At 49.4% G+C, this 22,258-nt stretch carries 18 protein-coding genes and 1 pseudogene; 8 read left to right on the top strand and 11 right to left on the bottom strand.

What is annotated here, in order from left to right:
* Nucleotides 1-18: 18 nt before the first annotated feature.
* From DBK98_RS04675 to DBK98_RS04650, 6 genes are all read right to left on the bottom strand, one after another.
* Entirely contained in the window at nt 19-1,773 is a 1,755-nt protein-coding gene (locus tag DBK98_RS04675) for a ParB/RepB/Spo0J family partition protein (RefSeq protein WP_007569332.1), read from the bottom strand.
* 53 nt (nt 1,774-1,826) lie between these two features.
* On the bottom strand, nt 1,827-2,078 hold the full coding sequence (locus tag DBK98_RS04670) for a hypothetical protein (RefSeq protein ID WP_007569334.1): 252 nt from the start codon (nt 2,076-2,078) through the stop codon (nt 1,827-1,829).
* A gap of 465 nt (nt 2,079-2,543) precedes the next feature.
* On the bottom strand, nt 2,544-2,798 hold the full coding sequence (locus tag DBK98_RS04665; RefSeq protein ID WP_007569339.1) for a plasmid partition protein ParG: 255 nt from the start codon (nt 2,796-2,798) through the stop codon (nt 2,544-2,546).
* A gap of 7 nt (nt 2,799-2,805) precedes the next feature.
* A complete protein-coding gene (locus tag DBK98_RS04660) occupies nt 2,806-3,561 on the bottom strand; it encodes a ParA family protein (protein ID WP_007569340.1) in 756 nt (251 codons plus the stop codon).
* Nucleotides 3,562-3,807: 246 nt separating this feature from the next.
* Nucleotides 3,808-4,221: a single-stranded DNA-binding protein gene (locus tag DBK98_RS04655; protein WP_007569341.1), complete on the bottom strand. Its 414-nt coding sequence runs from the start codon at nt 4,219-4,221 to the stop codon at nt 3,808-3,810.
* A 468-nt stretch (nt 4,222-4,689) separates the two neighbouring features.
* Nucleotides 4,690-5,136, bottom strand: a complete 447-nt coding sequence (locus tag DBK98_RS04650) for a hypothetical protein (RefSeq protein ID WP_007569346.1) — start codon at nt 5,134-5,136, stop codon at nt 4,690-4,692.
* 86 nt (nt 5,137-5,222) lie between these two features.
* Between DBK98_RS04650 and DBK98_RS04645 the strand changes: the two genes are divergently transcribed.
* Nucleotides 5,223-5,462 carry a hypothetical protein gene (locus DBK98_RS04645; RefSeq protein ID WP_007569347.1) on the top strand — a complete coding sequence of 80 codons (240 nt, stop codon included), beginning with the start codon at nt 5,223-5,225 and terminating at the stop codon, nt 5,460-5,462.
* A gap of 491 nt (nt 5,463-5,953) precedes the next feature.
* Here the strand turns inward: DBK98_RS04645 and DBK98_RS04640 are convergent, their stop codons facing one another.
* The 3 genes from DBK98_RS04640 to DBK98_RS04630 all read right to left on the bottom strand — a co-directional run bounded on the left by DBK98_RS04640 (nt 5,954) and on the right by DBK98_RS04630 (nt 12,347).
* Nucleotides 5,954-6,364, bottom strand: coding sequence for a hypothetical protein (locus DBK98_RS04640; protein ID WP_007569349.1), 411 nt, complete (start codon nt 6,362-6,364; stop codon nt 5,954-5,956).
* A gap of 29 nt (nt 6,365-6,393) precedes the next feature.
* On the bottom strand, nt 6,394-6,918 hold the full coding sequence (locus DBK98_RS04635) for a hypothetical protein (protein WP_007569350.1): 525 nt from the start codon (nt 6,916-6,918) through the stop codon (nt 6,394-6,396).
* 452 nt (nt 6,919-7,370) lie between these two features.
* A complete protein-coding gene (locus tag DBK98_RS04630) occupies nt 7,371-12,347 on the bottom strand; it encodes an N-6 DNA methylase (protein WP_007569351.1) in 4,977 nt (1,658 codons plus the stop codon).
* Nucleotides 12,348-12,783: 436 nt separating this feature from the next.
* Between DBK98_RS04630 and DBK98_RS04625 the strand changes: the two are divergent.
* Nucleotides 12,784-13,422: pseudogene (locus tag DBK98_RS04625) on the top strand (DUF1016 N-terminal domain-containing protein); the annotation flags it as partial.
* A gap of 66 nt (nt 13,423-13,488) precedes the next feature.
* Here the strand turns inward: DBK98_RS04625 and DBK98_RS04620 are convergent.
* Complete coding sequence (locus tag DBK98_RS04620; RefSeq protein ID WP_007569354.1) at nt 13,489-14,244, bottom strand: LytTR family DNA-binding domain-containing protein; 756 nt, start codon at nt 14,242-14,244, stop codon at nt 13,489-13,491.
* Nucleotides 14,241-15,290, bottom strand: coding sequence for a sensor histidine kinase (locus tag DBK98_RS04615; RefSeq protein ID WP_226794729.1), 1,050 nt, complete (start codon nt 15,288-15,290; stop codon nt 14,241-14,243). The genes DBK98_RS04620 and DBK98_RS04615 overlap by 4 nt, the downstream gene beginning before the upstream one ends.
* 94 nt (nt 15,291-15,384) lie before the next feature.
* Between DBK98_RS04615 and DBK98_RS23135 the strand changes: the two genes are divergently transcribed.
* The 6 genes from DBK98_RS23135 (at nt 15,385) to DBK98_RS04590 (ending at nt 22,201) form a co-directional block, all read left to right on the top strand.
* Complete coding sequence (locus tag DBK98_RS23135) at nt 15,385-15,507, top strand: hypothetical protein (RefSeq protein ID WP_255504431.1); 123 nt, start codon at nt 15,385-15,387, stop codon at nt 15,505-15,507.
* A 199-nt stretch (nt 15,508-15,706) separates the two neighbouring features.
* Complete coding sequence (locus tag DBK98_RS04610) at nt 15,707-16,246, top strand: GNAT family N-acetyltransferase (RefSeq protein ID WP_171059046.1); 540 nt, start codon at nt 15,707-15,709, stop codon at nt 16,244-16,246.
* Nucleotides 16,243-17,367, top strand: coding sequence for an efflux RND transporter periplasmic adaptor subunit (locus DBK98_RS04605; RefSeq protein ID WP_007569358.1), 1,125 nt, complete (start codon nt 16,243-16,245; stop codon nt 17,365-17,367). Before DBK98_RS04610 ends, DBK98_RS04605 begins: the two co-directional genes overlap by 4 nt.
* Complete coding sequence (locus DBK98_RS04600) at nt 17,364-20,477, top strand: efflux RND transporter permease subunit (RefSeq protein WP_007569360.1); 3,114 nt, start codon at nt 17,364-17,366, stop codon at nt 20,475-20,477. Before DBK98_RS04605 ends, DBK98_RS04600 begins: the two co-directional genes overlap by 4 nt.
* Complete coding sequence (locus DBK98_RS04595) at nt 20,478-21,833, top strand: efflux transporter outer membrane subunit (RefSeq protein ID WP_007569361.1); 1,356 nt, start codon at nt 20,478-20,480, stop codon at nt 21,831-21,833.
* Nucleotides 21,834-21,889: 56 nt separating this feature from the next.
* Nucleotides 21,890-22,201 (top strand): helix-turn-helix domain-containing protein, encoded by a 312-nt coding sequence (locus DBK98_RS04590; protein ID WP_007569362.1) that lies wholly within the window; start codon nt 21,890-21,892, stop codon nt 22,199-22,201.
* The last annotated feature ends 57 nt before the right edge of the window (nt 22,202-22,258 follow it).

Here is a 22,258-nt window from a genome sequence, read left to right as displayed (position 1 = left end):
CCTACTATTGAATTATGGTCAAGCTGCGACCTCTTCGGGTTGCGTATGTTCTTCGGGTTGTACCTCTGCCGTGGGTTGTGTATTTTCTGCCTCGGCGGCTTCTTCGGGCTTTGTCTGCCGTTCCTTTGCCAACAAGGCGGCTTTGCGTTCCTCGATACGTTTATGGCGTTTCTCATACACCTCATTATATCCACTTTCAATTTCGGCGAGCGTGTCGGGCATGTGCTTACGGGCAAAATCGAGCAAGAGGGTCGCAGCAGCGTTATTGCCGTATGCGCCTTTGAAGTTGTCTATCAAGAAATCCCTGCGGATAACGGCTTTCTGCTTGGCCGTGAGGTTGGCGATGATGTTCATTTTTTCTTCGTCCTCAAGGTGTTGGTAGGCTTTTTTCTCCCCGATACCGAATACCCCGAAGTGTTCCCTGCGGAGAGACGACAGCAGGAAGAAATATATCATCTTTTCCTCGTCCTGCGTGAATTTGCTTTCAGACGTATCAACGTCCAAAATCTGTTTCTTAGCGTCTGCAACGGTTTTCTCGACGGCTATTTCCTTGTTACGTTTGTCCTGCTGTTCCAATTTTTCCACCGGGGAAAGTTGTTTTTCGGTAGCCATGTCCGCATTGGCGGCAGCACTTGCCATGTAACACAGCGTAATTTCTTTCTGCCCGATGCAGATATAAAACGTGAGTTCGCCCGTATCGATTCGTTCATGAATTGACTTGCATTTTTCCATATAGTTGCTGAAATCCTGCTCGTACTCCTTGTATGCCGCCTCGTATTCCTCGGTAGTGTCGTATTCTTCCTTTTCGGGTGCTACCGGCGTTTCGGGGTATGCCGTGGCATAGGTATTGAGGTGCTCGACCTCGTACCCCATAGCGGTAAGGCGTTCCACCGCAAGCATGTTATTGTTGAAATCTTGGTAGCCCAATGATACGGAGGGGTATTGTTCCACAAACTGCAAGGCTTTCTCCACGAGATAGGAAGCGTTCATTTCGGCCAGACAACTCCGATTGGCGCAATTTCCGCAACCACCCTCGCAGAACAACATCATGTTGTTGGTATTGTGGGGGCATGAGGCGCATAGGGTCTTGTCGAATGCGTAACGGCTAAGGTCTGTCGTGAAATCCCGTTCGATAAACTTTGCCACCTCGGCGGCTTTCAGTCCTCGCCAACAGTCGTACAACATGCTGTCGCTGTCTTTCAAGTGTTTATAGTACACCTCTTTCTGAATATCCGTACCGTATCGGCAAATCTCACTCGCTACACTGATTGTGATTTCGTCCTTTTCCAGAAGTTCGGCGATTTCGGGTATCAATGATACGAATTTCAGACGGGTACGGATATAGTTCTCGTTTTTGCCGAACTGCACGGCCAATGACTGCACATCGTAGCGACCGCTTTCCATGAGCTTTTGGTAGGCGTTGGCTTCCTCTATGGGGGTAACGTCCTTGCGCTGCAGGTTCTCCGTCACGGCCATTTCGGCGGCGGTCTCGTCCGAAACATGCAAGATGACAGCCGGAATTTCGGTCAGTTCTGCCATAAGGGCGGCACGATACCTGCGCTCTCCGAAAATAATCTCGAAGCGGTCGGTGTCCACAATGGGGCGCACGCCGATAGGTTGCAATACTCCCTGCTGACGAATACTCTCGGCCAGTTCGGCAAGGCTCGCCTCGTCAAAGTGCTTGCGTGGGTTATAGTTGCTCGGTTGAATATTCATCAATGCAACTGATACGATGTTGTTCTCTACTACTGATTGAATGTTCGCTGTTTCCATAATTCATAAATTTTAATTTGTTATTACATTAGATTGTTTGATTACTATTGTCTTTATTGTGCGGTGTCATACTCGTATATTTCCGGATTGTCGTACCCGTCGAACACTATCCGAAACGTGTCAAAGTCCTTTCTGCCCGCCAGTCTGACGGTATCTCTTTTCCCGATGAAATAGGGTTCATTCATTGTCCGAAACGGTGCGCCGAGCGTTATCCTATCCACCAACGTACAAACTTTGCCGGGTTGTTCGGGCATGATATAACCCAGTGCGTACTCGTTGTAAACTACCAATTTGATTTTATCCATATCGCTGTCAATTTTACGTTGTTTTTTTCTTTCCCTCCTTTCGGTTCCTTTCTCTGCCTGAACCGCTTTGAGGTTTTACGGATGCGGTACACGGCTGTCGGTACAGCTTCATACGACGGCTTTTCCTGCCAATTACTCTTTCGCAGAAAGGAAGAATTTGCAGGAAATACACTTCAAGCCGCCGTATCAAGCGCGACAGCGGACCTTTGCATCTGATAAAACACAACGGTGACGGCAGAGAATGAAGCCGGGAAAGCGGTAAGGGAATCGGTAGAAAAGGGATATGCCCGTCAGGGTTAGAATAGGGATAAAACGGGCCATGTGCCTGTACTTGCGGGCAGGTAAAAAAGAGAAAGATGGTAAGACTATAAAGGAGGAATGCGCCCTATGGAAACAGCGGGCGGATAAAAAAGGACGCATGGCTGCCGTCTCCGGGGTGGGCAGACGCGGTAGCCATGCCTGTGTTTATTGTTCGTTCTTCTCCAGATACTCTTTCATTGCCTCGTTCACGATGTCTTTCAGCGACATGTTCTTCTTGATGGCGAGGAATTTCATACGGGTATGAATGCTTTTGTTGATGACGAAGTTGCAATGAACCGCCGTTTCTTTTTCCGTGGGGGCTGCTACCGGCTGTTTTCCGCCGGTAGTCTTTTTCGTAGGTGACAGCAACCCGTCCAGTCCGCCTTTCATGCTGTCTTTCAGTAAATCGCTCTTGCTCATATCGGGATTATTTTAATTTCAGTACCTCTTGCGCCAGTGCCATGTAGTCCTTGGCTCCGTTGCTGTTCCTGCTATACTCGAAGATGTTCTTGCCCTTTATGGGAGCTTCGGCCAAAGATACGTTATCCCGTATAACGGTCTTGAACACCTTTTCGCAGAATGAATCCTTGACGAGTTCGGCCACACTTTTGTTCAGTGTCTTGCGTTTGTCGAACTGGGTAATTACAATGCCACCAATAGCGAGTTTCGGATTCAGGCGTTCCTGGACGGTGGCAATCACATTCATGATCTTGGCCATGCCGCGCATGGCGAGGAATTGTGCCTGTACCGGGATAATCAGGTAGTCTGCGGCGGTAAGGGCGTTCAGCGTCAGCAACCCCAACGAGGGCGGACAGTCGATAAGGATATAATCGAATTTCCGGTTTTCGAGCAACTTGCCAATCAGGCCGTTCAATATCAGTTCCCGTCCCGGCTCGTTGATGAGTTCTGCCTCGGCAGCCGAGAGGTCGAGGCAGGACGGTACGACGGTTACACCTCCTGCCGTTTCAACTAATGGCAAGGGGTATTTGCCTTTCATCGCCCCGTACACCGTCTGTTCTTCCTCAATGGAGAGGCCGAAGGATTCCGTAAGGTTCGCCTGACCGTCCATGTCGATAGCCAGCACGCGCTTTTTCTTTTGCTGCAGGGCCGCAGCCAGATTGATGGTGGTGGTCGTCTTTCCGACCCCTCCCTTATGGTTCAAGACCGCAATTATTTTTGTCATCGTTTCACTCTTTTATTCCACTTGCAAAGTTAATACTATTTTTCGTAAATACTAAAATTAGTATATACTAATTCACTAAAAACTATTGTTTTAGCAGTGTAGTATTTTAGTATTTACTACTATACTAAAATAAAGTTTGACTAAGAGTAGTATATCCTACATTCGCAGACGAGTGGCTTACTAATCTACTACATATAGGATATACTACATTTAGTATTCGCTTATTTTCAAAGGTTTACTCTCTTATCAGAAAGGCAAATCCTCCTTTTCGTCCTGCGGGAAATCTGCAGGAGGAACGGGTGCGCCGTCTGCTCCGCTTACTGCATTGTCCTCTCCGGCTGCCGCGCCTTCCCGCCTTCCGGTATTGATAAAGGCAATACTCTCTGCCGTGATGGAGAGCTGTATCTGGCTCTCGCCGTTCTTGTCTTTCCACAGGGAAGATGACAGCGTGCCGTCAACAAGTATGAGTCTCCCTTTCGTCAGATATTCGGACAAGCGGATATGGTTGTCCTTGTTGCTGCGTACCCTTATCCAAGTGGTGATGTTTTGCCCCTTTGAATAATCGTCAACGGCTATGTCCATAGCCATGAATGAGCCGTGTGCTCCTGAAATTACTTGGCAATCTTTGCCGATGCGTCCGATAGTGTGAACATGTAACATAATAGAAAATTGTTTGTGGCAAGGTGGTTGGTCCTGCCGTTACCTAACTGTTTATTTTTTCCCTCTTTTCGGTTCCTTTCTCTGCCTGAACCGTTCCGGGATTTTATAGATGCGGTACCCGGCTGCCGGTACAGCTTCATACGACGGCTTTTCTTGCCAATTACTCTTCGTAGAAGGAAGAATTTGCAAGAAATACACTTCAAGCCGCCGGATCAAGCGCGGCAGCCTACCTTTGCATCTGAAAAATCGGACGGTGACGGCAGAGAGGAGACCGTAGAGGTTATACATATAATTGATATAAAGGGAAGAGGGCTTCGCCCAAGTATAAGAGCAGAGGAAAAGAGAGAGGTATAAAAGGAAACCGCCAACGGAGTTGCGGTAATTTACAAACGGGTATCGTGCCCTTCACCGACGATGTTGTCATAGGCACGATACCTTATCATAGCTTATTTTGTCAGAACCGGTATCTCAAAGGGAGGAATGCAGCAAATCGCCCATCCTTTGTTCTGGCAAAGTACAAAACCCTCTGACGATAGTATCTCCGTTTACGCCTTCAAGTCCGGCGAACATTTGTAATGCGTCAAACCCTCTGTCGAACTGTTCCATGATGACGGCGGGGGCAAAATGGATAATCCCGTGAGGGTAGCTTTTCGATGTGCCAATCCACCCGCGCAAATAATCATCGAAACAGCCTTCTGCTCTTGACGCATGGAACTCTTGTGAATGGGAACTGCAAATGGTTTTACCGTAGATTTCGTCTCCTAAAATTAAAGTTCCCGTTTGCGGATTGTACATAAAACGCCGATTGGTTATTTGAAGAATATCTATGATTTCCCATTTGACATTGATAACCATCAGGATTTTTTCAACCTGCCTTTTCATGCGTTTGCCTGTTTTACAATTTTTCTTGTCCATCACTTGTCTTTTATGCCGTGAAACATCTGCTTTTTTACCCTTTTTTCGATTCTTCTCTCTGTCTGAACCGTTCCGGGATTTTACAGATGCGGAACACGGCTGCCGACAGGGCTTCATACGGTGGGTTTCCCGGCCAATTACGCTTTCATGGAAAGGAAGAATTTGCGGGGAATGCACTTCAAGCCGCCGGATCAAGCATGGCAGCCGACCTTTGCATCTGGCAAACCGGACGATACCGGCAGAGAGGAGACCGGAACAGACCGGTAAATATGATGGTAAAAAGGGAGTACGGCTTTGCCTGTATAAATGCAGGGGAAGCGAAGTAGAAAAGGGTCCGGCTTGGGCGGGTCAGGCAAGGGTCTGCCGGGGCAAACATGAAAGGGATTCTCCTTATCCGCTCCACGCCTGAATTTCGACCGGGCGGAATGAAAGCGCGGAGCGAATAAGAAGTATCACCGTTTGCCCTTGACGTGGCAGGTCACAAGGGAAAGATACGGAACAGAGGCGGAAAGTCCGAAACCAGCGGCATAAAGACCGGTCGGGCTGTGGAATACCGTGTTGTTTCGACAGGTCGAAGCTCCGGCATGGAACGGCACGATCCGGGCTGCCGCCGGTTTTGAACGGCCTCCCGTACCTTTCCCTGACGACTTGTTACGGCACAGACTTTCCACTGGTTCACGGGGTTGGGAAAGCCGGCGTATAATAGGGAAACAGCCTGAAGGTAAAAAAGGAGTAATCGTACTATAAAAGGTATCGGTTGCCCCGCAATCCGTCCGGAGGGCTTTCGCCCATCGGACAGACCACAGAGGTTATCGGCTTATAGTTTGGGCTTGTTCTTCGGGAGAATGGGGCAAGAAAGTATTATTCTGTAAAATGGCCCCAGCTCGGTCTTTACCGGGTCTTTCGATACCAAGAATGTTGCGCTCTCCTTGACCTTCGCTATATCCAAAATGGTCTTACAGATGTACTTATTCCTCAAACGTGTTCCTCCCCTGTTGAACTGCAGCGGAAAACCTCGCTTGTCAGTGGTTTTGTGCAGAAACCACTCTTTCGGGTTGTTTTCATCACAGCCAAACTCCAGTCGGTCGTTCATTGTGATATTCATTTCTTTTGCCAATTTGGTGGATAGATACATGTTGCCGGTAACGCTGTTGAACCTTATGCTTCTTTTACCTACACGGTTTTCTCTTGTCCGGCAATTCTCGACGTTGTAAATTACAAATTTCATTTTCTTGAATTATTTACGGGTTATACAAATTACATGCTTACGTGGGCGTACCTTTTGGAAAATCCTTCGTGATTGCGGATAGTGTCGGTTATATCGCTTATTCTCCGGTGTATCGCACTTGCGGAAATGCCTGCATAGGCGGAAAGGTGTCTGTATGAACATTTCGCCTCGTACTCTTTCAGTCTGAAAAGCTCGTAGTCCGTTTGGGGATATTTCTTCTTCACAAACAGCAGTATGTCATACACCAGCTTGTCGGAAGCTGCCAGCACCTCGACGGACGGTGTTTCTTCTTCCTGCATGAGCAAAAAGAAATGTTCGTTGTCGGGGAAACAGTAACAACTATCCTTGTGAATACATTTCAGTCTGCACTTTTTGTACACGCCGAAAAAATAAGGCTCGAAGCTCTCGACAGGTATTTCCGAAATCACGACTTCCCGTTTCATCGCCAAATAGGCGTCGTGAAAGGCGTCCTCGTGCAGGTAACGTCCGAATATGTTACGCAATCTCTGATAGTTGTAAACGAACCAGTTGTCAAAAAGCGAATTTTTTTTCATGTTTCAATTTGTTTTTAAGTTTTTTTTATTTCCCTCCGGTTCGAGCGATTACCGGAAAGTTCGATTCTTTTTTCTGCCTCGTCTTTGCATCACGGGGTTTGCAGCAAGGATTCCATGAAAAATACTCTTGGAATGGAATGAGAAGGAAGATTTTTCATCAGGAAAATCGAAGATGGGCCTTGAGGCAAAGTTTTGAGATGCAATCAACTTTGCGGAAAAAAGTGTCGGGCTTTACGGTCGTCGGTTCGTGATAGCATCTCAATCTACAAAGGGGGGGGAAGCGAAAGCCTGCCTATAAAAGACAAGGTGTGTGGTATAAAAGGAGTGGCTGGAGGTACAAGGGGAAGATTCCGTTACAACCGGGTATGGCCGTGGCAGACCGGAAGGTGAAAAAATCCCCTGTCCGGTGTTGTAACCGAACAGAGGGAAAAGGTTAAATCTATGAATTATGGTCATGCCGCTTTGTCGGTGGCCTCGTGTTCGGAAAGGGCGGACTGCGTGCGTTCCGCCTCTTTCATGCTTTCGTCGATCCGATGCTGTAAAGCGTTGCACTCCTGTTTGAGCCTTGCCAACTCGTCCGCCTTGCTCCACTTGCGGGCGATGATTCCCTGCAAAGCGGGTATCTCGCTCTCCAGCTTGGCTATCTTCTGCCGTTGTTCCTCAATCATGCCGGGCAGCTTGGCGAGGGCGGCTTGCGGGTATCGGGAGGATTCCACGAAGCCCAGAGGCAATGCTCCCGATATGCCACAACGGTATTTCAGTCCGCTTACGCCCTCGACGAGGAACGTGTTGCGGTAGAATGTACCGCCCATGTCATACTCGCTGTACACCGACAGGTTCAATCCGGCATACGTGCCTATCGTACCGATTGCCCCGTTGCGGTAGGTCTTGGAAATGCGGTGCAGCTCCCGTCCGGTCTCTTCCGCCGTGGCTTGTGCGAGGTTCAACAGCCGGGTCGTCCGGTCTCCGGTGTAAGAGGTGATATATTCCCAGTCCTGCGTCATGCGTGCCGCCGCACTCTCGGCCTTTGTCATGTCTTCCCGGTTGGCCGCAATCTTACGCTCGGCCCTGATACGGTCTTTCTTGAAAATGGCCTGTTCCTTTTCGAGCTGCATAATCTTGTTGTCGAGCTTCGTTTTCTCCAACAGGTCGGTATTTCCCGACAGGAGAGCCACGAACTCGGCGAAATTCATGCCGTTATCCTCGTCCATAGCGTCCTCGTCGATACGGCGCACAGCAATCGTACCGTTGTTAATTTGGTTGATGAACATTTGCTTGGTTTTCAACAGGTTAAATTTGTAAGCGTCGAGCGTCTTTTCCGTTCCGTAAATCACCACGTCCACGGTATTGTTTCCCCAGAGCTTAACGGTGTTGCCTTTGCGTACCGCACGACCGTTGCGCTGCTCCATGTCGGCGGGGCGCCAAGGTATCTCCAGATGATGCACCGCAACGGCCCTTTCTTGGGCGTTTACTCCCGTTCCCAACATCGAGGTAGAGCCGAACAACACCCGTACCCTGCCACTGTTCATGTCCGCAAAAAGTTTCTTTCTCGCCCGTTCGGTCTTGGCGTACTGGATAAACTGGATTTCATCGGCAGGAATCCCCATTGCCACCAGCTTGTCCTTGATGTCGCTATAGATGTTCCACTCGTTCGGCTTGTAAGTGGCAAGGTCGCTGAAGACGAACTGTGTACCACGATTGGCATTTGAACTTACATAATAATCATAAATAGTTCTTGCGCAAATCGAAGCCTTGTTGTTCGGGTCATCAGTAAACTTATCGCCCAACAGACGCATATCAAGAGACATCTTACGGGCCACGTTGGTAGCAACAAGCATTTTTGCCTTGTCGAGATTGTCCGGCTGCGGAATATCCAACCCCAAATCTTCCCATTGTCCGCTGTGCGCAAAGGCGACGAGCCGCCCGATCATTTCCTCCTGTTGGATAGTGGGTGCATGGGAAAGGAAACGCACGTTTTTGTCCGGCACATCGAGGTTTATCATATCGGCTGTACGATAGTCGGTAATCTCCCGCAGGAACATCGCCAGTTCCGGCACTTTGATGTAAGTGCGGAAACGCTCTTTGCGCTTTATCGTACCCGTTACGTTCAGCTCGTAGTCGGCGGCCTTTTTCGTGAAGATAGCCGCCCAAGCGTCGAAACAGCTTACTTGTTGCCGTTTGAGTTCCCTTGGACGCAGATATTTGAACATCACGTACAGTTCGGTCAGCGCATTGACGACCACCGTACCCGACAGGAACGTAGCCCCCAAGTCCTTTCCCGTGCGGCGTTGAATGTCCCGAATGGCAAACAAAAGGTTCATCGCCCTTTGCGAGCCTTGCGCATTGCCGATGCCCGCTACTCTCGTGTGGCGTGTCTGGAACATCAAATTTTTATAGCAGTGGCATTCGTCTACAAAAATGTGGTCTATGCCCATCGAACGGAAATCGATGGTATCGTCTTTCCGGAGGTCTATCTTCATCTGCAGTTCGGCGAGCTTGGCTTCAAGGTTCTGTTTCCGGGTTTCCAGTCCTTTCTGCATCCTGCCGCTCCGGTAACGCATAGTGGATTGCTCCAGCACTTCGAGGCTGCGCTCCACATCGGCCAGTTCTTCCGAGAATATGTCGTACATGGTTTCTTCGGATTGCGGAATCTTGCTAAACTGGTCGTGTGTCAGGATAATGCAATCCCAGTTGTTGTTCTTGATTTTTGAAAACACTTCCTTGCGGTTGGCGGGGGTGAAATCTTCCTTGCCCGGATAGAGCACCTTGGCCGTGGGGTATGCCTTTCGGAATGTATCGGCAATCTCGTGTACATTGGCTTTCAGCCCGATAATGAGGGGTTTCTGCACCAGTCCGAGACGTTTCATTTCGTATGCGGCCACGCACATAATCATCGTCTTGCCCGTGCCGACCTCGTGCCAGCAGATACCGCCGCCGTTCTGCTTAATCATCCAGATAGCGTCTTTCTGTGAGGGATAAAGTTCTTTGTACGGGAACAGCTCGAAAGAGAGGCCGGGGAACGTCTGCGCCGAGCCGTCGTAGTGCGGACGCACGTAACAATTGAAGCGCTCGTTGTATGTCCTTACCAGTTCGTCCCGGACTTCCAAAGGCTCATCGTCAAGCCACCGGTTGAAACGGTCTCTAATTTCCTGTATCTTGGCGGCGGCCTCCTGCATGGCTTCCTCGTCCGGCACACGTATTTTGCTGCCGTTCCGGTATTCCTCTTTCGTTATCTCAGGTACGGTATCGTGCAGGGCGTGTACAAACAAGTCCTCGCCGTTGTAATTGCGCACGGAATAGGTATTGTATGCCACGGGCGAATATCCCTGCAGCCGAATCAAGTAGGTATCGTTCACGTCGAAATACATCACGTCCGCACCCACTCCGAATAGGTCGGAGGCGAAATCGGCGTACAGCTTCGTATCTATCCACCGCTCGCCCATGTTGATGTCGAGTTCTTCATAGGGTATCGGTTCGGGTATGGTGTTCTCCAGTGCCTTTGCGGACGCTTCGGCCCATTCTTTCTCCTTGCCTGCGAGATTCGGGAGAAAGGAAAGCGTCTCTTCCTGCTTGGCGATGATGTTTCCGGAGAGGAACTTTCCTTTGTGCTCCCATTCCCCATTGGCCGGATTGTAGAAAATTTCCCCTTGCAGGGCTTCGATGATTTCTTCTTCCTCCTTGTTCGTGGCTTGTGCCATGTAGCCCATATCGACCTTGCCGTAAAAGTTCAGGCTGCTTGCCAAGGCTTCCACGGGGGACAGCGTTACGGCGGTGTCTATCTTCTTGAAAGCTACAGGTTCACGCATAACGTCGGCTTTGAAGATGTCCCTGCCGACCTGCATTTCTATCGTGAACACCTCCGTACCGAGGCTGTCGAGCAAGATAAACTCCTTGTTGTCGTTGTCGTGGAAAAATCCCCATTTGGCAATAAAAGCGTCGTATAGGGTGTTGAGTTGTTTACGCAGTTCCGAGCACTCCTTTTGTTCTTCCCGTTCCCTGCCGGACAGCTCGAAATACACCTTGCGTATGGGGAAATAGTCGGCGGCCCTGTCCGTATTTACCTTGCCCTCGTCCACGGGTACGAAATCAACGGCTGTCTCCGTGTAACGGCTCGACTTACGAAACCGAAGCGTACCTACCTGCCCCTCGAAAACGACCATTGCGCCGTTCTTCATCCATGTTTCCATGTCCTCCGTGTAGGCACGTATGCCTTTGACCGTCTGCGGCTCGCCGAAAAGAGACATCTGCACGGGGGTGTTGTCCTGGCCGTGATTGGCAAAAAGAGCCTTGCGAAAATAGCGGTCGAAATCGTATTTGAGCAGTGCGGAAAGGTATTGGGACATGGCGTTTCCATCGCCTAACCACTGGTATTTGCGGACGTACTTACCGAACTGGTTCAGCGCAATGCGACTGTCCGTGGCAAGGGCGGTCTTGGGGAGGGTAAAGATTTTGTTCGCATAGTCGGTCATCGTTCCTGCCGTGTCGACCTTTTCCTTGGAGACCTGCAAAAACATCTTCTCCCGTAACGAGAGCGTCGCCTTGCGGCTGTGCTTTTGGAATATCAAAAGGTCGCTCCCTACCTCTATGCCGCTCGTCTGCATGAAAAGGGTATCGGGTAGCCGTAAGGCCGTTATGAGGTCGGCATGATTGACGAGGTACTCGCGCACGAACTTGTTGCCCGGCGTGTCGGCAATTCCTCTCGGCGCAACGAACGCCAGCAGTCCGCCCTCGTTCAACAGTTCCATTGCCTTGACAAAAAAGTAGTTGTGTATGGTCTTGGCTGACTGTTCGTACATGCCGCCTTTCTTCCACATTTCCGCATCGAACACCCGGAAATTGCCGAACGGGATATTCGAGGCGATAACATCGAAGCTCTCATGCTCCAGATGCTGGTCGGCTATCGTCTCGAAGCCTGCCGTTACCGTGGTCGCCTCGTCATACAGAAGCGACAGGATAAGCCCCGTAAGACAATCTTTTTCAAAAGCGTAGCTGCGAGTGCCGGGCATGGAGACGGGCAGAAAGCCGCCAATTCCCGCACTGGGTTCAAGAAAGGTACTCATTTGCAGGCAGTTATCCTTGAATGTAGCGTGTATCTGCCGGGTTACTGCGTCCACGAGGAATTTCGGTGTGTAAAAAGCAGTCAGGACGGAGGATTTTATACTGTTGATGACGGCTTGCCGCATGGCGTCGTCATAATAGGGATATGCGCCTATCAAGTCCTGCAGCTTGCGGATAGGCTCGGCCACATCATCGCTGACGGTATGCTCCGTTCCTATATTCAATACATCTTTAATCCCCCCGAAACCGGAATATCGGGATAATACCTCTTTCTCTTCGTCAGTGGCTTGTCGGTCGTCGATACGGACTTTCATTGCCGTTGCAATGGCTTCCACGTTTGCCACCAGTGATTTTAATTTGCTGTAACTCATAATTTAACCTTGTTTGTTTCCCTTTATTCGGCCTGTTTGCGGCCTCCGGGATTATTTTTCTGCCTCTTGAAGGTGGCAGGGACAATCGGACAAGGCTGAAGCGAAAAAATACGCTCGACAACGGAGAGGAAGATTTTTGCGCCTCACTCGCGGCGCAGCCGGCATTGGCAAGATTGGAACGGCCCGTTACCTTCGCGGAAAAATAATACCCCGCAGGTCGCTGCAAGGCTGGGCACGGAAACCGACAGCTAAAAGAGGGAGGAAAATGCGTACAAGGGAGAAAGGACGGAACGGGTATAGAAAAGGGAGAAAGCGTCGTACAACGGGGAATGCTGCCGACAGACCGGAAATCCGGAGAAGATGGGATAAGACAAGGGAATCCTGTGCATAATCAAAAGAAAAACTTACCCCTGTAACCGATTATAATGAATAACCTATGACTGAAAAGAATACTCCCATCTTATCTCCCGAATATCTCGATTTCAGAAACGAGATAACCTCCCGCATCCGGTCGCCCCAATACGAGGCATTGAAGGCCGTAAACAAAGAGATGATCGCCCTGTATTGGGAAATCGGCAGGCGGATTACCGAACAACAAGCGGCCTTGGGCTGGGGAAAATCCGTCATGGAGAACCTTTCGCGGTACATACAAAAGGAGTTTCTGGGTATAAAGGGATTCGGTGTTTCCAACATGTGGGACATGGCCCGTTTTTATACCGAATACCGGTCGAATGAAATTCTCCAACCGTTAGTTGGAGAAATTAGCTGGTCGAAGCACATCGTCATTCTGACCAAGTGCAAAGAGATGCAACAACGGCAATTCTACATCTTGTCAACCAAGAAATACGGCTGGACGAAAGATGTACTTATCAACAAGATAGAAGCAAAGACCTACGAAAATTATCTGCTCGGTCAGAGCAACTTCGACATGACCTTGCCGGAGAAGATAAAGAACCAGGCCATACTTGCCCTGAAAGACGAATATACATTCGACCTTGTGGGCCTTTCGAAAGAACATTCCGAATACGAACTGGAACAAGCGATTATAAAGAATATCCGCGCGTTCCTCATGGAGTAGCGAGATATTCAGTTTTTTCTAACTGAAAGTGAGTACAGAAATGTTATCATAGCATGGCAGAGACTATTTGTCAATCCACTCTTTTAGCCGTTGAGCCTTCTCTTTACTAACGGTTATTTTTGTGTTCGGATACCCTTTTAAGCGGACAATAAGTTTCCCTCCGAAATAATTAGAAAGAAACAATACGTATTCTATGTTAATTATGTATTGGCGGTTGGCACGGAAGAAGCAATCAGGATTGAGTTGCTGTTCGAGTTCGTCCATTGACATATTGACAACTTCTGAAGTTCCATTATTAAGACGAAGGTATACCGTCTTGTTTTCGGTTTCGATATGGTTGATGTCCGAAACACGTACGGTCTTATACCCGTCACGATAGGGCAACAGGAAACGTTCCCGATAGCGGAACTGGTTCTTCTGCAACGAATCGAAAAGCTGCCGGAGATTTTCGTCAGCATAATTCTTGCCAGCTTTGGTAGCTTTATCTATGGCAGCTTCAAGTTCATCGGCATCCAAAGGCTTCAGAAGATAGTCAAAGCTATTGAACTTGAAAGCCTGTACCGCATATTCATCGTATGCGGTGGTGAATATGATTGGAACGGTTGCCGGAGCATATTTAAGCGCTTCAAAACTCAGGCCGTCAGTAAGGCGGATATCCGCAAGGATGAGGTCTGTTGTTTTGCCTGATTGGAAAAAATCGACCGCCTCTTTGATATTTGTAAGTGGTCCTTCAATTATAAACGTCGTATCAATGTCGTTCAGCAATCTAATGAGACGCATGGCATTGCGCTGTTCGTCTTCAAGAATCAGTATCTTCATAGGGACTGTTTTTTTATGATGGGCAAACTCACCGAATAGAAGTTCTCGGCATTTTCTATCTTGACTTTTTTATCGCAGAGCAACGAATAACGCTCTATTATGTTTTTATGACCCAAGCCGGTCGATTCCATTTTTGAGAGCAAGGAAGATTTAAGGTTGCGCACTGTGATATAGTCGTCAGACAACGTGATGTCAATAAACAACGGATTTTCCATCGAAAAACCGTTATGCTTTATTGCATTCTCCACAAGAAGTTGCAACACGGCCGGGGGAAGGTATCCTTTGCATTCTTTCAGTTCGAGGCTGATGTTCGTGACGACCCCTCCGACGTGGCGCACCTGCATCAGATACAAGTATGATTCAAGGAACTTTATCTCATCTCTGACGGGAATCAGATTCCGGTCCAGATTGGTGATGATGTACCGGTACACTTTCGACAGGTTACTCAGGAACTTGCCGGCAAGTTTGGTATCTTCCTCTATCAATTCCAGCAGGTTGTTGAAGTTGTTGAACATGAAGTGCGGATTAATTTGCAGCTTCAGCGAGTTGAGTTGCGACTGTAAGGCAATCTCCTTCTCCTTCATCAGTGCCATTTCAAGAGCCTGCTTCTCATCGCGCGCCCTGATGTATGACTGGAGGAAGAATGTGTTGGCATAAACGCTTGATATGAAAGTGGCTATCATGGCAAAAGTGTAAGCCCCCTTCATGTTGATCAGTTCGTCAAGAAGCCCGTTGCCGGTTTCATCCCACAAAAGATTGAACAGAGATGTCATGCCGAACGCAACGAGGTTATTCAGCGTCAAAAGACAGGAAGCATAGACAATCACCCACACATAAGATGTTCTGAACGGCAAAATCTTAAAAACAAGGTAAGAGAACCCCAAGGATATGTAGGTAAAGAGCATACACAACAAAAAATCGACGACATAATCGACTGTCGCCATTCCCGGTAATTGGTTGGCGGTTTCGTCATCAAGAATTAACCATATAATAAGGTAGAGGATATAGGAAACGAGCGATAGCAGGAAGCCGTTCCGCCAGTTCATTATTTTTACATTTTCTTTGATCATATTTGGTTGCAAAGTTACTTCATGTTGCAAAGGTACGACTTTGCTTTTTCATTTGATAGGTCGAAACCGGATGAAACAGACAAAACAGCAGTTGAAACAGATAAAAGGAGTGTCGGTCGAGACAGATGGTTCTATCATTTATACTGTATTCGATGCTTGCATAATGAACGTAGATTGCCAAAACAGGGTATGATTTTGGTAATCTGTAGGAAGGTGACGCATCAAGAAGCATGGCTTAACTGCCCAAAGATGTGCATCTTTGAAAAGAGCATTTACAATGACATTTCAGAAGCCATTTTAGCTGTTTTATAAATGTTTTTTTCCGTTTCGACTGCATGCCGGTTGTCGGCAAATTGGGTATGGAATATCTTTGCAGCCAAAATTGGCGACTTATGATTATTGAAACAGAACACCTTATCATCAGAGATTTTCAGGAGAAGGATGCCGTTGGTTTGCTGGAATACCTCTCCCATCCGCGTGTCAACTGCTTCGTGAGCGAACGCTTGTGCTCTGAAGAGTCTGCACTGGCTTATATATCCAATACTCCAAAGGAGTTGCTGCGCTATGCCGTGTGCCTGAAGGAAGACGATTTCATAATCGGTGATGTTTTTGCATTGCGTGAAGAAGCCGACACATTCAACGTGGGCTGGCATTTCAACCAACGCTTCGAGGGCAAGGGATTGGCGCATGAAGCGGCAACGGAATTTCTGGATTACCTTTTCCGTGAAGCAGGCGCACGTCGCATCTACGGCTTTGTGGAGGATGACAACCTGCGGTCGAAAAGATTGTGCGAACGTCTCGGAATGAGATATGAAGGATGCATGAAGGAATTCATATCGTTTGTGTGCCATCCCGATGGAACACCACGGTATGAGGACACCTGCATTTATGCGGTATTGAATAAGGAATGGAAAAACAATAAGAACAGATGATGAATAGAAGAACATGGATAGCCGGCATCACGGTAACAAGCCTGCTGGCTGCATTATTGACAGCCTGCAAACAAGAACAGAGGGAACAGGAAATGAGACAGACATTGCCCGTCATGGTGGTTTCTTCCCGGGCAGTTGAATTTCAAGAAAGTTATTCCGCCTCCATCCGTGGGCGGCAGGATGTGGACATAGTACCCCAAGTGTCGGGCCGTATCACCCGCCTGTGTGTGAAAGAAGGGGAGCAGGTTAAGACGGGACAAGTGCTTGCCGTCATCGACCAAGTGCCCTATCAGGCAGCCTTGCGCACCGCACAGGCAAACGTCAGCGCAGCACAGGCAAAAGTGGAAACGGCACGGATCGAGCTGCAAGGCAAGCAAGCCTTGTTTGATGAGAAAGTCATATCCGATTACGAACTCTCTCTTGCCCGCAACGGGCTGGCGGTAGCACTTGCCGAACTCGAACAGGCAAAGGCTCAGGAAACGGATGCCCGCAACAATCTCTCCTATACCGAGATAAAAAGTCCCAGCAACGGAGTGGTAGGCACGCTTCCTTTCCGCATCGGCGCACTTGTCAGTCCCGGCATGACGCAGCCCTTCACGGTAGTTTCCGACAATGCGGAAATGTACGCCTATTTCTCCGTCTCCGAAAACAAGCTGCGTCAGTTCAGGACACAATACGGTTCCATAGACAAGATGATTTCCCAAATGCCGGAAGTCGGCCTGCAACTGAATGACGGCACGTTCTACGGACGGAAGGGACGCATAGAGACTGTCAGTGGCGTGGTCAATGCCACCACCGGGGCGGTGCAAATCAAAGCCCGCTTCCCCAACCCCGACCGTGAGCTGCTGAGCGGCACCATCGGCAATATCGTCCTGCAAGGAGTGGATGCGGATGCCATCCTGCTGCCCAAGACCGCCACCGTGGAATTGCAGGACAAGATTATCGCCTACCGCCTCAGAAACGGAAAGGCCGAAGCAGCCTACCTGACCGTGGACCGTCTGAACGATGGTAACCACTTCGTGGTGAAGCAAGGTGTGTCCGTGGGCGACACCATCATCACCGAAGGGGTAGGACTTGTAAAGGAAGGAATGATTGTTACACCTAAAAACGTAACCCCATGAATCTACGATTTTTCATAGACCGCCCGGTATTCTCGGGCGTTATTTCCGTGGTGATTGTCTTGATGGGACTCATCGCCATCAAAGTGCTCCCGGTGGAGCAATATCCCGACATTGCACCGCCTACTGTCAACGTGTTCTGTACCTATCCCGGTGCGAATGCCGAAACCGTGCAGAAAGCGGTAATCGTCCCGCTTGAGGAAGCCATTAACGGAGTGGAGGACATGATCTACATGACCTCTACCGCATCCAACACGGGCGATGCTTCCATCAACATCTATTTCAAGCAGGGTGCCAACGCGGACATGGCGGCGGTGAACGTGCAGAACCGTGTGAATGGCGCGTTAAGCCAGCTTCCGGCGGAAGCCACCAAAAGCGGCGTCACGACAGAGAAACAGCAGAATGCCGAGCTGATGACTTTCGCGCTTTACTCACCCGACGACCGTTTCGACCAGACTTTCCTGAACAATTACATGAAAATCAATGTCGAGCCACGGGTGAAACGTATAGGCGGTGTCGGAAAGGCACAGCTGTTCGGCTCGAACTACAGTATGCGTTTGTGGCTCAAACCGGACAAGATGGCGGGGTACGGGCTTATCCCGGATGATATTTCGGCGGTATTGGCACGGCAGAACATTGAGGCCGCCACCGGTTCTTTCGGACAGAACTCCGACGGGGCAAACGAGTACACGATGAAATACCGGGGCAGGCTCTCGACTGCGGAAGAGTTCGGCGAACTGGTGGTCAAGTCCCTGCCCGGCGGCGATGTATTGCGATTGAAAGAGGTCGCGGATATAGAGCTGGGCGATGAGTATTACAATTATTCATCCGAAGTGAACGGACATCCGGCAGCCATGATGATGATAAACCAGAAATCCGGTTCGAACGCATCAAGCACCATCAATGAGATACACGAGGTACTCGATGACCTCAGCCGCGATTTGCCCGAAGGGGCAGAGTTTGTGGTGCTTACCGACACCAACAAGTTCCTGAATGCCTCCATCCATTCTGTCATCAGGACGCTTATCGAGGCGATACTTTTAGTCATCGTGGTGGTGTATGTGTTCTTACAGGACATCAAGTCCACGCTGATTCCCACGATTTCTATCTTCGTGTCCATCATCGGAACGTTTGCCGTAATGTCACTGATAGGCTTTTCCATCAACCTGCTTACGCTTTTCGCCCTTGTGCTTGCCATAGGCACGGTGGTGGACGATGCCATCGTGGTGGTGGAAGCCGTGCAGGCGAAGTTCGACGAGGGGTATCAGTCTCCGGTGCTTGCCGCCGATGATGCCATGAAGGGCGTGTCGTCGGCCATTCTGACCTCCACCCTTATTTTCATGGCGGTGTTCTTCCCTGTGGGCATGATGGGCGGTACTTCAGGGGCGTTCTATACGCAGTTCGGTATCACGATGGCGGTTGCCGTGGGCATTTCGGCCATCAATGCCTTCACCCTTTCTCCGGCATTGTGCGCCCTGCTGCTGAAGCCTTACATTGACGAGCACGGGAACACGAAGAACAACTTCGCGGCACGCTTCCGCAAGGCATTCAATGCGGTTTTTGACCGTTTGAGCCGTCGTTATGTGCGCGGTGTGCTATATGTCATTCATCGCAGGTGGCTGCTGTGGGGCACTATCGCGGTATCGTTCGGGCTGTTGGTGCTTTTTGTCAATACGACCAAGACCGGACTTATTCCTGAAGAAGATACAGGCACGGTCATGGTCAGCATGAACACGAAACCCGGTACATCCATGGCGCAGACCGGCAAAACCCTAAAACGTATAAACAGCCGTCTTGACAGTATCGCAGAGATTGAATACAACGGTACTGTGGCAGGCTTTTCTTTCAGTGGCTCGGGACCTTCGCAGGCCATGTCTTTTCTCACTCTCACGGATTGGGACGAGCGCAAAGGGGAAGGGCAGTCGGTGAACGATGTAATAGGCCGTATTTATGCCGCCACCGCCGATATTCCCGATGCCACCGTATTCGCCATGTCGCCCCCGATGATTGCCGGATATGGGATGGGCAACGGTTTTGAACTGTACTTGCAGGACAAAAACGCCGGAGACATAACCGCCTTCAGCCAAGTGACCGACCGGTTTGTGGAAGCGTTGTCGGGCAGACCGGAGATCGGTGAGGTCTATTCATCGTTCGCGGCTGATTATCCGCAATACTGGGTGGATATAGATGCTGCCAAATGCGAACAGTCCGGTGTGTCTCCTTCCGATGTCCTGTCAACACTCTCGGGATATTTTTCGGGAGAATATGTATCGAATTTCAACCGCTTCTCAAAACTGTACCATGTCACCATGCAGGCTCCTGCCGAATATCGCATGGACACCGAATCGTTGGACGGCATGTATGTCCGTACTTCCGACGGCTCCATGTCGCCGTTGAGCCATTTTGTCCGTCTTACCAAGACCAACGGTCCGTCGGACCTGACCCGCTTCAATATGTTCAATGCCATTTCCATCAGCGGGTCGCCGGCAACAGGATACAGTTCGGGACAGGTATTGAAGGCCATAAGGGAAACTGCCGACCACGTTCTCCCGTCAGGTTACACCTACGAGTTGGGAGGGTTGTCGCGCGAAGAAAGCAATACGACGAACAATGCCGTGTGGATATTCGTGCTGTGCATGGTCTTGATATACCTCATACTGTGTGCCCTCTATGAAAGCGTGTTCATCCCGTTTGCCGTGTTGCTGTCCGTGCCTTGCGGTTTGATGGGCAGCTTCCTGTTCGCGGGACTGTTCGGGCTGGAGAACAACATCTACATGCAGACCGGACTGATTATGATTATCGGGCTGCTTGCCAAGACAGCCATTCTGCTGACCGAATATGCCGGCAAGCGGCGGTCGGAAGGCATGACCCTCGCGCAGGCGGCATACAGTGCGGCAAAGGTTCGCCTGCGCCCCATCCTGATGACCGTATTGTCTATGGTGTTCGGACTCGTTCCGCTGATGATGGCTCATGGTGTGGGTGCCAACGGCAGCCGCTCGCTCGCCACGGGCGTAATCGGAGGTATGATAGTAGGTACGCTGGCACTGCTGTTCCTCGTACCGTCACTGTTCATCACATTTCAATATATTCAAGAACGGATTAAACGTAATTAAATGAAGAAGATCATCTTATTTACCATATCAACCTTGATGCTTACCGGCTGTGGCACATACAGCCGGTATCATCGGGCTGACATTCCGACAGAGAAGCTGTACCGGAATATCCCGGCTGGCATTGATACAACAACGCTTGCATCCATGTCATGGCGGGAGATGTTTACCGACCGTAAACTTCAGTTTTTGATTGAGACAGGACTCCGGCAGAATACCGACCTCAATGTGGCACGCCTGCGAGTGGAAGCGGCAGAAGCCGCCCTGATGACAGCCAGACTGTCGTACCTCCCTTCATTGGGAATCAGTGCGGAAGGCAGCGGAAACAAATATGACGGAGCTACGGCAAAGGCGTACAATGTGGGAGCGTCCGCAAGTTGGGAGCTTGAATTATTCGGCAAACTTACGGCAGCAAAGCGTGGTGCGGTTGCCGCATTGCAAGGAAGTCGTGACTACCGGCAGGCCGTACAGACACAGCTTGTCGCTACGATAGCGGACAGTTACTATACCCTCGCCCTGCTTGATGCGCAAAAGGTGATAAATCATCGGACTTTGGAAAACTGGCAGGCTACCGTGCGCACACTTGAAGCGTTGAAAAAGGTGGGCAAGGCGAATGATGCCGGTGTGTTGCAGGCAAGGGCAAACGTGATGCAGCTGGAATCATCGCAACTGGCTATATGCAAAAGTATCTCTGAGACAGAAAACGCCTTGTCGGCGATACTTGCCATGCCGTCGCACTCGATTGAGCGGAGCGATTTGGCAGAAGCGTCTTTCCCCGATACAATCTCTGTCGGAGTTCCTTTGCTGTTATTATCCAATCGTCCTGATGTTCGTCGGGCTGAAATGGAACTGGCTCAAGCGTTCTACGCCACCAATGTAGCCCGCTCGGCCTTCTACCCCAATATCACTCTTTCGGGTACATTGGGCTGGACCAACAATGGAGGCGGGGTAATCACCAATCCCGGACAGTGGCTGTTCAATGCAATCGCTTCGCTGACACAGCCGTTATTCAACCGTGGAACAAATATCGCTAATTTGAAAATTGCTCAAACCCGTCAGGAAGAAGCCAGATTGTTATACCAACAGTCATTACTGAACGCGGGGAAAGAGGTGAATGATGCCTTAACCGCATGGCAGACGGCAAAATCGCAATTTGAAATAAACACCCATCAGGTTGAAACCTTGCGTGAAGCTGTGCGAAAGACGGAACTGTTGATGCGCCATTCCGGTACCACCTATCTGGAAATATTAACTACCCAACAGTCACTCCTTGAAGCAGAGACAAACCGGTTGCAAACCAGCTTTGACCGCATACAGAGTATTATCAAACTTTATCATGCACTGGGAGGTGGAATATAAATTAGAATCGGGTATCGAAAATACCTTTTGACATTGATTACGGAATCAGAATTGCAATGGAAGTTATTAGTGGGACATGGAAAAGTTGTATCATTTTTGAGCTAAGCGATGGGGCTAAATGTCCGAGCAAATTACACAAATTGTTTCCTGAAGCCAATGCTCGTGTTATAAATCAGCAATTAAAGAAATTGGAAATGTATGGAATCATAGAGAAGAAAATATTTGCGGAACTTCCCCCACATTCCGAATACTCGATTACTCCGATAGGTGAAACCCTTTTGCCTATCATTGAGAAACTGGAAGAGTGGGGCAATTTCTTTCGTCCCAATATGGAAAAAATATTAGGAATGTCAGCAGACAAAATGTAATTCATTCCTTTGCTTATATATTACACAGTAATAAATTGCATAAATACATGAAAACAA

The organism is Bacteroides sp. PHL 2737, assembly GCF_004115325.2.
GTDB classification, from domain to species: domain Bacteria; phylum Bacteroidota; class Bacteroidia; order Bacteroidales; family Bacteroidaceae; genus Bacteroides; species Bacteroides hominis.
This window is presented reverse-complemented; position numbering and strand designations above follow the sequence as displayed.

What these genes read in the sequence shown, in the direction of transcription:
- DBK98_RS04595 (WP_007569361.1), top strand. Translation starts at nt 20,478, where the DNA reads ATGAAGAAGATCATCTTATTTACCATATCAACCTTGATGCTTACCGGC.
- DBK98_RS04640 (WP_007569349.1), bottom strand. Translation starts at nt 6,364, where the DNA reads ATGAAATTTGTAATTTACAACGTCGAGAATTGCCGGACAAGAGAAAAC.
- DBK98_RS04635 (WP_007569350.1), bottom strand. Translation starts at nt 6,918, where the DNA reads ATGAAAAAAAATTCGCTTTTTGACAACTGGTTCGTTTACAACTATCAG.
- DBK98_RS04630 (WP_007569351.1), bottom strand. Translation starts at nt 12,347, where the DNA reads ATGAGTTACAGCAAATTAAAATCACTGGTGGCAAACGTGGAAGCCATT.
- DBK98_RS04660 (WP_007569340.1), bottom strand. Translation starts at nt 3,561, where the DNA reads ATGACAAAAATAATTGCGGTCTTGAACCATAAGGGAGGGGTCGGAAAG.
- DBK98_RS04590 (WP_007569362.1), top strand. Translation starts at nt 21,890, where the DNA reads ATGGAAGTTATTAGTGGGACATGGAAAAGTTGTATCATTTTTGAGCTA.
- DBK98_RS04650 (WP_007569346.1), bottom strand. Translation starts at nt 5,136, where the DNA reads ATGGACAAGAAAAATTGTAAAACAGGCAAACGCATGAAAAGGCAGGTT.
- DBK98_RS23135 (WP_255504431.1), top strand. Translation starts at nt 15,385, where the DNA reads ATGAAACAGACAAAACAGCAGTTGAAACAGATAAAAGGAGTGTCGGTC.
- DBK98_RS04600 (WP_007569360.1), top strand. Translation starts at nt 17,364, where the DNA reads ATGAATCTACGATTTTTCATAGACCGCCCGGTATTCTCGGGCGTTATT.
- DBK98_RS04665 (WP_007569339.1), bottom strand. Translation starts at nt 2,798, where the DNA reads ATGAGCAAGAGCGATTTACTGAAAGACAGCATGAAAGGCGGACTGGAC.
- DBK98_RS04675 (WP_007569332.1), bottom strand. Translation starts at nt 1,773, where the DNA reads ATGGAAACAGCGAACATTCAATCAGTAGTAGAGAACAACATCGTATCA.
- DBK98_RS04615 (WP_226794729.1), bottom strand. Translation starts at nt 15,290, where the DNA reads ATGAACTGGCGGAACGGCTTCCTGCTATCGCTCGTTTCCTATATCCTC.
- DBK98_RS04620 (WP_007569354.1), bottom strand. Translation starts at nt 14,244, where the DNA reads ATGAAGATACTGATTCTTGAAGACGAACAGCGCAATGCCATGCGTCTC.
- DBK98_RS04610 (WP_171059046.1), top strand. Translation starts at nt 15,707, where the DNA reads ATGATTATTGAAACAGAACACCTTATCATCAGAGATTTTCAGGAGAAG.
- DBK98_RS04670 (WP_007569334.1), bottom strand. Translation starts at nt 2,078, where the DNA reads ATGGATAAAATCAAATTGGTAGTTTACAACGAGTACGCACTGGGTTAT.
- DBK98_RS04645 (WP_007569347.1), top strand. Translation starts at nt 5,223, where the DNA reads ATGCGGAACACGGCTGCCGACAGGGCTTCATACGGTGGGTTTCCCGGC.
- DBK98_RS04655 (WP_007569341.1), bottom strand. Translation starts at nt 4,221, where the DNA reads ATGTTACATGTTCACACTATCGGACGCATCGGCAAAGATTGCCAAGTA.
- DBK98_RS04605 (WP_007569358.1), top strand. Translation starts at nt 16,243, where the DNA reads ATGATGAATAGAAGAACATGGATAGCCGGCATCACGGTAACAAGCCTG.